The sequence below is a fragment of the Brevibacillus laterosporus genome (genome assembly GCA_007833815.1).
In the GTDB taxonomy this organism is placed as follows: domain Bacteria; phylum Bacillota; class Bacilli; order Brevibacillales; family Brevibacillaceae; genus Brevibacillus_B; species Brevibacillus_B laterosporus_D.
This window is the reverse complement of sequence record CP033464.1, coordinates 1,314,829-1,328,006: the sequence shown is the minus strand read 5'-3', so window position 1 is coordinate 1,328,006 and position 13,178 is coordinate 1,314,829. Positions and strand designations below refer to the sequence as shown.

Sequence of the window (13,178 nt, the reverse complement as noted above, 5' to 3'; positions counted from 1 at the left end):
GTTTTTAAGGATTGTCATTTTTCTCATATAATAAATTATACCTAATTCCCTTGATGCTTTTTCGAAATTTTCCCCATAAAAAAATTCCCTCCAGCAGTCAATGAAAGTTTCTAATCATCTCAAATATAGATGCTAAGAAACCCTCACTGTCCACACAAAGGAAATTCGTTTACCTACTAAGCATTTTGTTTTTTCCCACTAGGTTTACTCAGAAACATCTTCATCATAGGCGGTGTCACAATCGTCGTAATCAAGACCACAACTACAATAACCGCAAACATATCACCGCTTAGCAAATTAGCTTCTAGACCCATGGCTGCGATTATGAGTGCTACTTCCCCACGAGATACCATGGCTGCACCAACACCTAGAGAGCTTCTCCACTCAAATCCTGCTAATCTAGCCCCTATCGCAGAGCCAATGAGCTTTGTTAGTATCGCTATAACACTTAGTCCAAGAATTAACCAGATGTTCTGAGTAATTCCCATGAATTGAGCCGTTACTCCAATTGACGTAAAGAACACAGGGACAAAAATGGAGTAGCTTATCGTTTCAACCTTCTCAAACACTTCATGCTTATGCTTTGTTAAACTAATGGCAACACCTGCAATATAAGCACCAATGATACCAGCAACACCTGCATACTCAGCTAAATAAGCATACATAAAACAAATGATCAACCCTGCTGAAATCACTGCTTCTGATACACGAAGCGGGGCAAATCTGTTTAAGACCCATGGAACCACTTTCCATGCTAGAAGGATAGCTATTGCGAAGAATGCTACCTTTTTCAAGACCACCATTCCAAGATTAACGTCCCCACCTGCAAAGCTCATGACAAAAGCCAAGGCAACAATGACAAGAATGTCATCAATAACAGCGGCTCCTAGAATTGTAGTTCCTTCACGTGATTTCAATTTCCCCATTTCTTTCAGCGTTTGAACGGAAATACTTACGCTGGTTGCAGAAAGTAACAAACCGAGGAAAACAGATTCGATCATAGGAAGTTGGAGGAAAAATCCAGCTAGATAACCGAATGCAAACGGGAAAATAATTCCTGCAATACCAACATAGGTCGAGGCCTTACCAGTACGTTTGAATTCCTCTGTATCTGTTTCTAGACCTGCAATGAACATCAGTAAGATAACACCGATCTGACTCAATTCCTGAAGAATGTCTGTATTGGTTACTACCCCAAGAACAGTAGGCCCCAAAACGATACCAATAAGGAGCTTTCCTAATACAGAAGGCTGACCTAATTTAACACTGATATCTCCAGCAATTTTTGAAGCTAGCAAAATTATTGCTAATTGAAAAACAAGCATAGTTACTCCACCTCTTTTATGTTTATATTTTGAGCACACGAAGGGAAAAAAATACAAAAAGAGCCCATCAACCGTAGCTAAAAAAAGACATAGCAAAGCTGCGGTGGCAGGCTCCTCCAAAAAAACAGTTATTCTGTTAATAAAACACACTTTTTCATCCCATTGACTTATACGGACTAGAAACAAAAAGGTTTCAAAATTAACTACATTTCTTTTATGTTACATATGTTTTATTTTTGATATCAATATCAGAAATAGAACCATTATATGATATAAAAAAGAACCTAGCGGACACAGGATTCAAACCTGCGTTCTGCTCGGTTCTTGGATACATCGATACTTTGACTTTGACTAGAAAAAATTCTACTGTCAGAAGAAACTTAGATGCTTCATAATTTCCTATTTTTACATGATGTTACTCTCGCTTCGATTGTTCATGTCTGACATTAACAGCTTCCATTACTATCGCATTGCATACCATTAGGAGAAGGCGCACGAACCTTTCCTAATTCCTGAGCTAAAACCTTCTCAAACATTTCTTTACTTACTGCCCCTTGTAATCGCTCTTCACCTATCACAAATGTTGGGACAGCCATGATTTGAGCCTCTTCGTCTGCGTGCTGACGTGCCTTTTCCTGCACCTCTTTATACTTTCTTGTTACCAATGCCTCTTTAAATCCTTCCTCATCCAAACCAATTTCACCTGCAAGCTTAACTAGAACTTCAATTTCACCGATGTTTTGTTCCTCTTGGAAAAATGCTTTAAACACTCTATTGTTGTATTCCGTCCCCATACCTTGCTCCTTAGCAAAATGGTATCCTTCAAACGCTACGTGTGTATAAGGATGAGGTGACATGTGGGGTAATTTCATGTTGACTCCCCATTTTTCAGCTGTTGGAGCAATGAATGAATTCCAACCAGAAAGTTTGGAGGGATCATTCCAAGGATCTAATTGTAAGGATGGACTTGGTCTCAATTCAAAAGGCATCCATTCCACTTCAACATCCTTTCCTTCAATTGCTTCCTCAAATGGAGCTTTCGCTAAAAAACAAAATGGACATACATAATCTGAATACACTTTAATTTTCACTGTCATGTTACGCTCATCACCTTATCTGTAAAATGGTACGTTATAGTTGCAACCATTATAGTTACAAATAAAATGTATTGTCAAACTTTTTTCTACCTATTTATCAAGGCTTTCCATAATCCGCAAGATAGGGACAAAAAAAGCCTCCCTTAAAATGCTATTACAGCATGAAAGAGAGGCCCTTTTTTAACATAATGGATTTGAATATGGTGTTATTTCCTAGTCGTTACTAATTCATTTGTTGATTGGTGAAGTTGATCAGCCCACTGTTTATCATAGACAGTGTTGACGTATGCCATGCCATTATCGGGAACTAGAAACACAACATTAGGTGATTTCTCAAAAAGCTTATCTTTGAAATAGTGGGTAATCGCATAATAGGAAGTTCCAGAAGATCCTCCACCAAAAATCGCGTGGTTTTCAAACAATTGATAGCATCCTTCGATGGTCTTTTCTTCTGGAACATGAATCACTTCATCAATAACCGCTTCTTTTAATAGATCTGGCACCATACTGGAGCCGATCCCCGGAATATAACGCTTCTTCGGCTGGTCTCCAAAAATAACAGAACCCTCGCTATCCACGGCAATGATTTTTATCTGTGGAAACTTTTCTTTTAATCGTCTGGACACGCCTGAAATCGTACCTCCAGAACTCACACCAATAAAAGCATAATCAAGTTCATCGAAATGGGCGGCAATCTCTTCACCAAGTCCATGATAATGCGCCCAGAAACAATCAATGTTTCCATACTGATTCGTCCAAAACGAGTTCTTTGTTGACTGGCAAAGTTCTTTAATCTTTTGGATTCTGGTTAATAAAAAACCGCCCGTTTCATCACGTTCAGTTACCTTGACCACCTGATACGAAAAAGCATGCAGAAGATTCTCGTAAATAGGGCTAATATTGGGATCAACAACCGGAATAAATGTAATTCCAAGTCTTTTGCATAAGGTAGCAAGCGCAACTCCAAAATTGCCAGATGTAGATTCAATCACAGTCGTATTTTCTGTGATATCGCCTCTCTCAATGGCTTGTTTCAAAATATAGTATGCCGCTCTCATTTTAACGCTGCCCATCAAATTATTATATTCTAATTTGGCAAATAAATTGATAGCCTCATGATCCAATGTAACAAGAGGTGTATTTCCTACAAGATGACTGATAGATAGAAGGCGATTGATCATACTAATCCCTCATTTATTTAAATTTCAGTCTTCAACATGCACCTACACGGGAAAATATGTTATACCTCACATAGATAAACGGCTTCTGAATAAAGTCTCAATGACTTTTTCCAACGGCTCAGTAACTCATTCCATTCATCCTGCTGAAAGACTTGGCTCGTTAAAAATTCAAGAGGTATTCTTAAATTCAAAAGTCGTCCCTCAACCATGCAACGTGTAACACCTGCTGGCATAATGTGACCGGCTAACGCAATTTCCTCCAACTGCTGCAAGCTATAACACGGAAAACGGAGTAGCACCTCCCCTAACAGAGGAAGCTGTAAGCCATTATCTTGTGGCAAACGTTTTACAGGAAAAGAGTTATTATAGGAATCTACTATGCTATGCCAGTCTTTCAATCGAGTGAGCTTTTCATCTCCCGCTTTTGAATATACAAAGCTTGTATTTCCATCATGCTCAATAAACTCAGCTAAGGGAGCTCCATATTGATTTTCGCTTTCCTTCGACCAATATAGAGCAGCATGATTCTTCAACTGGCTCATCCACTCTCCCACTGGCAACAGATGATTCCATGCTCCCAAATGACAGTTATCCAGATGTACCATTTGAACAACAGCCCGACTGCATTGTAATTTTTTCAGTGCAAGAGTCCGATGAGCACCGTCCAGAATCAGATAGCGACCATCGCTCAATTGTGAAGCAAGAGGTGTATGTCTAAGTACCCCTTCATCCTGTATTAATTGGCAAGTATGTAGAAGACGCGCTTCTTCATGAGCTTCATGAAAGCAAATCTGGTCGATATCAACTACTCGCAGGGAAGCTAATACATCCATAGCGTAGACCTCCCTTCTTGTTTTTATGGACTACTAACATAGATGAACATTGAACAAGAACTCTCATTACTCTAGAACGCATCCTTTTTTGTTATTTGTGATTTAATTTAGTGACAATATCGTCGATGACAGATCGAAACCCTGGTAAAAAAGTTTTGAAAAATCCAGTACAATGATGTGCCTTTGCATAATCAGAATGGCTCATCAGCACAAGATGAGCTTTTTTCAAGTTATAGTGCGGGATGTAAGGAAAAAGATGGTGCACAATATGGTAAGTATCATGGTGTGGATACAAAATCAATCGCTCCAGCCAATTGCCGTAAGAGTTTCTGCTCGAATACAGCGGGTCTGACGTTTCTAAACCAGAATGGTCGGCTAAATCAGACCAAAAACGAATGACTGGAAAAATCGTGACAAGCGGTACAAACCAGTACAGAATTAACTCCCACCAAAAATGATAGATAATAGATAGAGCAATCACAGAGGACCACATACACAATTTAATGATGTACTCTACAGTCGTTTGATCTTGTTTAGAAAAAAGCCTAATAACCGCATTCAAAACATTCCGAAAAACATGTTTGATGAAAATAGAACCAAAAATGTATCGGAAAATAAAATACTTTTTACTGATTACGGCATGGTTTAAACCCATTGCTTTTAATTCCGATGTATCTGGATCTTTATCTGTCCATAAATATTTATGGTGCTTATAATGCGAATCACAATATGGTTTGTAATTCGTAATAACAGGAAAAGCAATGAAAATAGACCCCACCCACTTATTTAGCCACCGACTCTTAAACAGCATATTGTGACTTGCTTCATGCATGAGATTGTCCAACCCTCTCATTCTACCCCCGATCACAATGATAGCTCCTAGATACGTCCATATATTTTGATAGACATGCGCTAACACAATGACGAGAGCAATCAATGACCAATCAAGTCCTAACGCGAAAAAGTTGTACCAATTATTTTTCTTCTGCAAGCCCTTTAATTGATTCATGATATCTTTCGAAAATAAGATTCCCTTATTCGATGTTGCACTTTGCGGGGTTACATCCTGTTGTGCCCATGGTTGTCCTACAACCGCTTCTTTCATTATAATCCCTCCCATATTTTACTACTTTTTGCTATCTTACACAAAAAAATAAGCACTCAATGAAGTGCTTATTCTCTCGGAACAATACATAATGCAGACATACCCTTATGTTTCATTACTACTCAAATCTTTTATCGTTCGTTTTGTTTTTTCATTTTCCGGGTTCAACTCTAGTGATTTACGATAGCTCTCAATTGCTAGTTGGTCCTCTCCACTTCGTACATACATTTTCCCTAGGCTATCATATAGGACAGATGAATCGGGAAAGGCAATAATCGAGGCTGTAAGCATTTCAATCGCTTCGCCAAATCTTTTTTCCTTAGACCACTCATGAGCAATAGAATTGCATTCTCCCGCGTCCACAAAAAACTCCTCTATAGCGTTTTTATTGCAGGAACAATACTCTGATGCTATATCGACATCCGTATGAATCACTTTTCTTGCCAAGTGATGGGCTAATGATTTTTTTATCAGGATAGCTTCCTGCCCTAAGACGATATCTAAAATAGTTGTGCATAGCGGCTGTGTACTCACATAATCGGAGTTGGTCATAATAACAACAGCAATACCTTCCTCTGGTAAAACCATGAACTCACTACGAAATCCCGTATCTCCACCTACATGAGATTTCACTTTATGCCCTTTGTACTCGCCTAGGAACCAAGATAGGCCCATTTCTGTCATGAAGCCATCCCATCCCGTGTGCACTTGGCTTTTCCAGAGCTCAGCATGACTATCAGGATGTAAGAGGATTTGTCCGTTCAAGCTTCCCTCACTCATATTAGCAATCGCATAATGGCACATTTCGATCGCGCTTGAACATAGCGTAGAGCTTGGAGCATGGGTCCGATTATAGGGGAAAATCTCACTTACCTTTGCCGTGTAATCATTCTTTACATACAAGATATGCGGAGAAGTTAATAAATCAGCTGAAAGAGCTGGCTTATAAAAATGACTTTCTTTCATCCCTAGAACCTCTAACACATTTTCTTTCATATATTGTTCAAAAGAAATCCCTGAAACTTTTGAAATCACATCCCCCAAGATTTCAAAAGCCGTATCACTGTAACCAAACCTTTCTCCTGGCTTCCACATCAAGTCCATGTAGGTAATGCCTTTCACATATCTCTCTAAAGCCTCTTCATCATACTGGGGCTTATCCCATTCATAATTCGAATCATTTGGTATTCCAGAGGTATGGCTTAATAACTGTCTAATGGTAATGCTTCTGTATTGCTCATCCCTTAGTTCGAAATAGGGCAAATATTCGGTTACATAGGAATCTAAATTTACTCTTCCTTCCTCAACCAATTGCATAATGGCAGTTGCTACAAATGTCTTCGAAATGGATGCCATATGAAATAGCGAGTGTTCGTTAACTGGTTCTTTCGTATCGACATTTTTTACTCCATAGCCTTTTGCATAAACGATTTTTTTACCCTTTACAATACCTACAGCCAACCCTGGAATAGACTCTTTGTCCATATATTCCGCTATGATCCTATCTAATCGTTCAATGAAATCATTTTCAATCCTCATAATTACCTCCTACAATATGCAACTTGGTTGAACATTGGTTTGTGTGATTAATTATTTGATCTTTTCTTTAAATATGCCTTTATAATCTCAGCCACTTTATCTACATGCGGATGATACAGCACAGAATCATGATCCCCGGGTACCTCATAGAATTCCAGTGGACCTTTCACCATTTTTCGCCAAAGCTCTTCTTTTAACAAATGATGATGATTATCTTCGCCCTTGATTACCAATGTAGGGCTACTGATAAAGCCTAAACTAACATAATTAGATTTTACTACAAGCTCTCTACCAAAATAATTTCGTAAATCTTCAACGTTCTGTAAAAGCGAAAGCTGTCTTTCCTTTGAAATGGGCTTTGCTTTCCTCATCCATTTTGAGTATTTTTCCAGAGTGTACGCCTTATCTTTTTTACTAATTTTACGCCATGCTTCAATCGCTCCTATGATCATGCTGTTCACGTGTACAAATGACCTGTACATTCCCTTCCGTATATATGCTTCATGATCCAATTCAAGCAATGCTGTAACTTTATCACCCTGTAGCTCCAAGATATTTACCAAGTCATAGGATACAATTCCTCCTGTGCAATAACCAGCGATGATATAGGGTCCCTCACTCTGAATGGTTCTTATTTCGTTGATATAATCATGCATCATTTCATAATAGCTACTTGAGAATGGCTCCTCTCCATTTAAACCCTTTGGCTGTATGCCATACACGTTGTACTCATCTTCCAATAATTTGGCTAAATCTCGATAAAGGAAAATGTCCCCACCAGCACCATGCACAATGAAAATATTCTTATCACTTGTACCCTTATTCATTTTAAATACATTCTTAAACTGGCTTCCGTTGTTTTCCTTTTGGGCTATATACTCAGATAATTCTAGGACGGTTTTATACACCATTAAATCAGCAAACGTGACTTCCGCCCCCAGCTCCTGCTTGATTCGGTTGGCAACCTGTATCATATTGATGGAGCTTCCACCTATTTCAAAGAAATCATCTTGAATATATATTTCCTCTAGTTTTAATACATCCTTCCAAATCTGTACAATTGTATTGTCATAAAAATTTCGTGGTGGAATTTTCTTTGAATCTTCTCTAGTGCCCTCCATATTCAGAAGAGCTTGGCGATCTACTTTGCCATTGGAAGTGAGCGGCATCTTTTCAAGAAGTACATAGGAGGCTGGCATCATATACTCAGGAAGCTTGTCCTTCAAGCTATTTTTAATCACCTGAATATCAACATCCTGTACCACCATATATGCGCAAAGGTACTGTCTTTCAATATCGTCACCATGAACTAAAACGACTGCTTCCTTAACAGCGTCCTGTTGATTAATGATGCTTTCTATCTCACCCAATTCGATCCGATGTCCCCTGATTTTCACCTGATAATCAAGACGTCCCAAATATTCGATAGTCCCATCAGGAAGCCATTTACCGAGATCACCTGTTTTGTACAATCTTTCATTCTCTTCTCTTGAATAAGGATTGATTGTAAATGCTTTTTTGGTTTTTTCCTCATCATTTATATATCCTCTACCTACACCAATACCGGAGACAACAATCTCTCCCTTGACTCCCATTGGACATAGTTTCAAATAGTCATCCACAATATAGATAGCCAAATTTTGCACCGTTTTCCCAATTGGGATTTTACCGATATGAGGAAATTCTGACATCACATAATGAGTGATATCGTCGGAGGCTTCCGTTGGTCCATAAGCATTCACCAATTTGATTCCTTGATACATGTCAAACCATCTTTTAACTAATTTTGGCTTTAGCTCTTCCCCTGTTACAAGCAAAAACTCAAGGTCTGTAAATGCCTTTTCACTTTCTGCTAAATGGTTAAGCATAGCATGTAAGAAGGAAGGGACTACCTCAAGGATTGTTACTTTATCTTGAATCACTCTATTCACGAGTTCTTCAGGGTTCATCACTGTCTCATTAGAGTAGATGATAGTGGTTCCTCCACACATTAACGCTGCAAAAAACTGCCACACTGATATGTCAAAACAGTGGGACGCATTTTGAGCAATGATGCTAGCTGCTGAAAGATTCAAATCATTTATTTTTGCATATAAGTGATTGACCATCCCCTGATGTTCCACCATAGCTCCCTTAGGTTTACCCGAAGAACCTGAGGTGTAAATAATATAACTAAGATTGGTAGGATTACTCCTATTTTCAACATCTTCTGTCGAGCAAGAGGCTACATAATCCACATCACAAACAGATGCACCTACTATATAGTGTTCGTTAAGCTGCGATTCTCCTGTCTTTGATAGATATTCAGCTAATTTGATTGTTCTAAAAATTTCATGATCTGCATTAGCATCCTCAATCGAATCTAAATAGATAATGTGCTCGATTGCCGTGTTAGACGCCAGTTCCGTGTAGAATTCCATCCGATTTACATAGGGTGATTTTGTCATGATAAAGGTAGCCCGAGAATCCGATAGCATGGTCTTCATCCTACTGACTGGAAAATTGACATCAATCGGAATATAAGCTCCTCCAGCTTTCATGATTCCAATGATGGAAGCAAGCATATCAATCGATCTTTCAAAGTAAATCGCGACTAATCCTTCGTTTGTGATACCTTTTTCTCTCAAAGCATGAGCAATTTGGTTCGATTTTTCATCTAATTCCTTATAAGTTACTTGTTGCTCTCCATACATGACGGCAACTTTGTGTGGAGTCTTCTTGACTTGTTCCGTCCATAACTCTTGTAATGTTTTATCTCTTGGATAATCTACATACGTATCATTAAAAGCATATAACAAGTCATTCTTTTCTTCTTGAGAAAGGACTTCTATCTCACATATTTTACATGTTACATTTGTCCCAATGGCTGAAATGATCTGTAAGAACTGGGTAATCATCCGCTCCATAGTTTCTTTTTTGAATAGCTTGCTACTATATTCTACAAGGAAAGCTATCTCTTCATTCCCTTCATTCGCTGAAAAGGCTACATCAAATTTGGCTACCTTACTTTCCTGTTTATATTCTGTAAATGTTAGTTCCTCAAATGAAAAGCTCTCTACATCCGCATTCTGCAACGTGAACATGACATCGAATATAGGGTTTCTGCCCAAATCCCTTTGTACATGTAATTTATCTACTAATTCTTCAAATTGATAATCCTGATGAGCATACGCTGCCAATGCATTTTCTTTTACTTCTTGTAGAAAATCCTCATATACCTTGCTACCCACAGGCTGATTTCGCATGGCTAGTGTATTAACAAACATGCCGATCATGTTATCTAAATCAGCATGTGTTCTTCCAGCGATCGGACTACCTACTGTGATATCCTCTTGTCTGCTGTATTTAGCAAGTAATATAGTGATAGCAGATAATAACACCATATACATCGTACTACGTGTTTGTTGAGCAACTTCCCTTAGATTTCGAGTTATTTCTTTGTCTACAGTAAAACTTATATAATCCCCTTCAAAACTCTTGATGTTTGGTCTTGGGTAGTCTGTCGGCAAGTCTAATACTGGTATCTCATCTGAAAAACGATTCATCCAGTACTCTTCCTGCACTTTCATTTCATCCGATGCAAGCAACTGGTATTGCCATTCTGTATAATCCTTATATTGTATCCGTAATTCATCTACATCCCTTTGCTCATAAAGAGTAGCAAATTCGTACATCATTCTTCCAATCGAAGTTGCATCTGAAATGATATGATGCATATCTGAGAGTAATACGTGTTTATCATCCGCTAGTCTTACTAAGGCAACACGTAGTAATGGAGCTTTTCCTAAATCAAAAGGTCTAATAAATTCTCTAACGATCTCTTCTACTTCTGCCTCTCTTTTCTCCATGTATTCAATACTGAATTCTACTTCCTGGTTTACTCTCTGAAGTATCTTTTCCTCTTTTGATTCAAAGGAAGTTCGTAGGGTCTCGTGTCTTTGAATTAGTTCTCTAAAAGCCTTCTCTAGTCTGTTCCTATCCACTTTACCTTCTATCATCCGTATATTTGGTAAGTGGTAAGCAGTACTCTCACTATCAAATTGTTGTAGCATGTACATTCGTTTCTGTGCGGACGATGCCTCATAATAATCCTTTTCCTCTATTTGCGGTATCTTTTCATACGTACTTTTTTGTGCTTTTACAATATAGTCAGCTTGTGCACGTATCGTGGTTTTTTCAAATAGTTCCGCAAGAGAAATTTCCACATGGCACTCTTTATAGATTTCCGCCATAAGTTTTGCTGCACGTAGGGAATGCCCACCTATGTCAAAAAAATTGCTATCGATACTAATCTTTTCTACCTTAAAAATATCTACCCACATATCCGCCACCTTTTGTTCCATTTCATTTGTTGGCGGTACGTATTCTACTTCGGTCGTCATGATCTCAAGCGATTCTAATTTCTTACGATCGGTCTTTCCATTTTGATTCAAGGGAATGCGATCTATCTGTAAAAAATAAGATGGTACCATATTATCTGGTAATTCATTTGCGAGGTACTGTCTTAATACTGATGTGTCTACCTGTTCATCTGAGATGATAAAGGCACATAAATATTTGGTGTGACTTTCATCTGCCTTAGCAATCACCACAGCTTCCTTGATTTCATGATGCTTTAGTAATTTGTTTTCAATTTCGCTTAGCTCAATTCGCATGCCCCTGATCTTCACTTGATTGTCTGCGCGACCAATTACCTCGATATTGTCATCAATAAGCCTTCTCCCTAAGTCACCAGTACGGTAGATGATATCATTTGGATTATCTGTAAAAGGATTCTTCATAAAAACTTGATGGGTTAGCTCCCTATCATTTATATAGCCTGATGAAATAAATGGTGTTCGAATATAGATATCCCCAACTATGCCCTTCCCGCACTTTTGGGCATCCTCATTTAAAATATATACCTGCGTATTAGAAATGGGCTTGCCAACCGGTATAATAGCTTTGTTTCCATCTTCTTCGCTTACCTTATAGAACACTTTGGCCAATGTTGTCTCTGTAGGGCCATATAAATTGACGATTTGTACTCTGGTTCCAATAACATCCATAAATCTTTTGACATCATTCCCTCTCAAGAGCTCTCCGGCTAAGAGAATGTGGGTAAGATTCGGCAAAGCATCTGAGCTTTCCAAGTGATTAGAGATGACCTTAAATAGAGACGGCACAGTATGAACCAGTGTTACCTGTTTATCCTCCAACCAGTTTATTAATCTTGTAGGATGTAAAATAATATCTTGGTTCATAGGGATACATAAAGTCCCACCTGCACACAGCGGTACAAAAACGTCTCGTAAAAACGGATCAAATGAGATAGGGGTAAGTTGGCTGACCCTTGAGCTCGTGTCCACTCCCATCTCTCTAATTTCCCACTCAATAAAGTGCAAAAGACTCTCATGTCTTCCTAAAATGCACTTAGGTTTACCTGTAGAGCCTGAGGTAAAATAGATATAACAGTGTTTATTGTCGGAATACGAATGGATTTCCCTGGATATAGCTGTATCATTTCCAATGAAAAATAGTGGAAGGTCAAACACATCTTGGATTTCATTAGAATCATTTACGTCCTGAACCATAACATTCTGACAGGTTTGTGCTTTCAACCTGCTACCATTCCATTTATCCAATAAGTCAGACGTCGTAATCACCCAATCTGCTTCTACTTCTCCCAACATAAGAGCGATTCTATCTTCCGAAGCAGAAGGATCAATGGGGACAAAAATTCCTCCTGATTTCATAACTCCAATTAATGTCTCAATTAATGCAATCCCCTTGTTCATAAAGACAAATACATTCTTGCTTTCCTTGTACTGATCCATGAGAAAATGACATATGCGATTAGAGTTTTCTTCAAGCTCCTTATAGGTTCGTTTATTATCAGCACATTCTATCGCAATCTTTTCAGGAGCATGTAGCGCGAATTCTCTTATCCTTTTATCAATGGTATTTCTATCAACTTGTATGAAACTCATAACCTCATCTCCAAATACCTTATTTAATCTGCCTACCTTTTAGCGAAAATCCTGTTTTCCAGATACAACAAAAAGAGAGGCATCATTCTCTTCCTGTGCTAAATGGAGTGAGTACCTTTTTGCACAGGA

The 13,178-nt window shown here is 38.4% G+C and carries 7 protein-coding genes; all 7 read right to left on the bottom strand.

What is annotated here, in order from left to right:
- Positions 1 to 176: 176 nt before the first annotated feature.
- Positions 177 to 1,325 carry a cation:proton antiporter gene (locus tag EEL30_07715; protein QDX92252.1) on the bottom strand — a complete coding sequence of 383 codons (1,149 nt, stop codon included), beginning with the start codon at positions 1,323 to 1,325 and terminating at the stop codon, positions 177 to 179.
- Between the two features lie 446 nt (positions 1,326 to 1,771).
- The gene (locus EEL30_07710) at positions 1,772 to 2,422 is read right to left on the bottom strand and encodes a DsbA family oxidoreductase (protein ID QDX92251.1); all 651 of its coding nucleotides are present in this window, start codon (positions 2,420 to 2,422) and stop codon (positions 1,772 to 1,774) included.
- 206 nt (positions 2,423 to 2,628) lie between these two features.
- Positions 2,629 to 3,603, bottom strand: a complete 975-nt coding sequence (gene sbnA / locus EEL30_07705) for a 2,3-diaminopropionate biosynthesis protein SbnA (protein ID QDX92250.1) — start codon at positions 3,601 to 3,603, stop codon at positions 2,629 to 2,631.
- A gap of 59 nt (positions 3,604 to 3,662) precedes the next feature.
- Positions 3,663 to 4,436, bottom strand: a complete 774-nt coding sequence (locus EEL30_07700; GenBank protein ID QDX92249.1) for a transcriptional regulator — start codon at positions 4,434 to 4,436, stop codon at positions 3,663 to 3,665.
- Between the two features lie 91 nt (positions 4,437 to 4,527).
- Positions 4,528 to 5,541: a fatty acid desaturase gene (locus EEL30_07695; protein QDX92248.1), complete on the bottom strand. Its 1,014-nt coding sequence runs from the start codon at positions 5,539 to 5,541 to the stop codon at positions 4,528 to 4,530.
- A 105-nt stretch (positions 5,542 to 5,646) separates the two neighbouring features.
- On the bottom strand, positions 5,647 to 7,080 hold the full coding sequence (locus EEL30_07690) for a hypothetical protein (protein ID QDX92247.1): 1,434 nt from the start codon (positions 7,078 to 7,080) through the stop codon (positions 5,647 to 5,649).
- 47 nt (positions 7,081 to 7,127) lie between these two features.
- Positions 7,128 to 13,049, bottom strand: coding sequence for an amino acid adenylation domain-containing protein (locus EEL30_07685; GenBank protein ID QDX92246.1), 5,922 nt, complete (start codon positions 13,047 to 13,049; stop codon positions 7,128 to 7,130).
- Positions 13,050 to 13,178 lie beyond the last annotated feature (129 nt).

What these genes read in the sequence shown, in the direction of transcription:
- EEL30_07715 (QDX92252.1), bottom strand. Translation starts at nt 1,325, where the DNA reads ATGCTTGTTTTTCAATTAGCAATAATTTTGCTAGCTTCAAAAATTGCT.
- EEL30_07710 (QDX92251.1), bottom strand. Translation starts at nt 2,422, where the DNA reads ATGACAGTGAAAATTAAAGTGTATTCAGATTATGTATGTCCATTTTGT.
- sbnA (QDX92250.1), bottom strand. Translation starts at nt 3,603, where the DNA reads ATGATCAATCGCCTTCTATCTATCAGTCATCTTGTAGGAAATACACCT.
- EEL30_07700 (QDX92249.1), bottom strand. Translation starts at nt 4,436, where the DNA reads ATGGATGTATTAGCTTCCCTGCGAGTAGTTGATATCGACCAGATTTGC.
- EEL30_07695 (QDX92248.1), bottom strand. Translation starts at nt 5,541, where the DNA reads ATGAAAGAAGCGGTTGTAGGACAACCATGGGCACAACAGGATGTAACC.
- EEL30_07690 (QDX92247.1), bottom strand. Translation starts at nt 7,080, where the DNA reads ATGAGGATTGAAAATGATTTCATTGAACGATTAGATAGGATCATAGCG.
- EEL30_07685 (QDX92246.1), bottom strand. Translation starts at nt 13,049, where the DNA reads ATGAGTTTCATACAAGTTGATAGAAATACCATTGATAAAAGGATAAGA.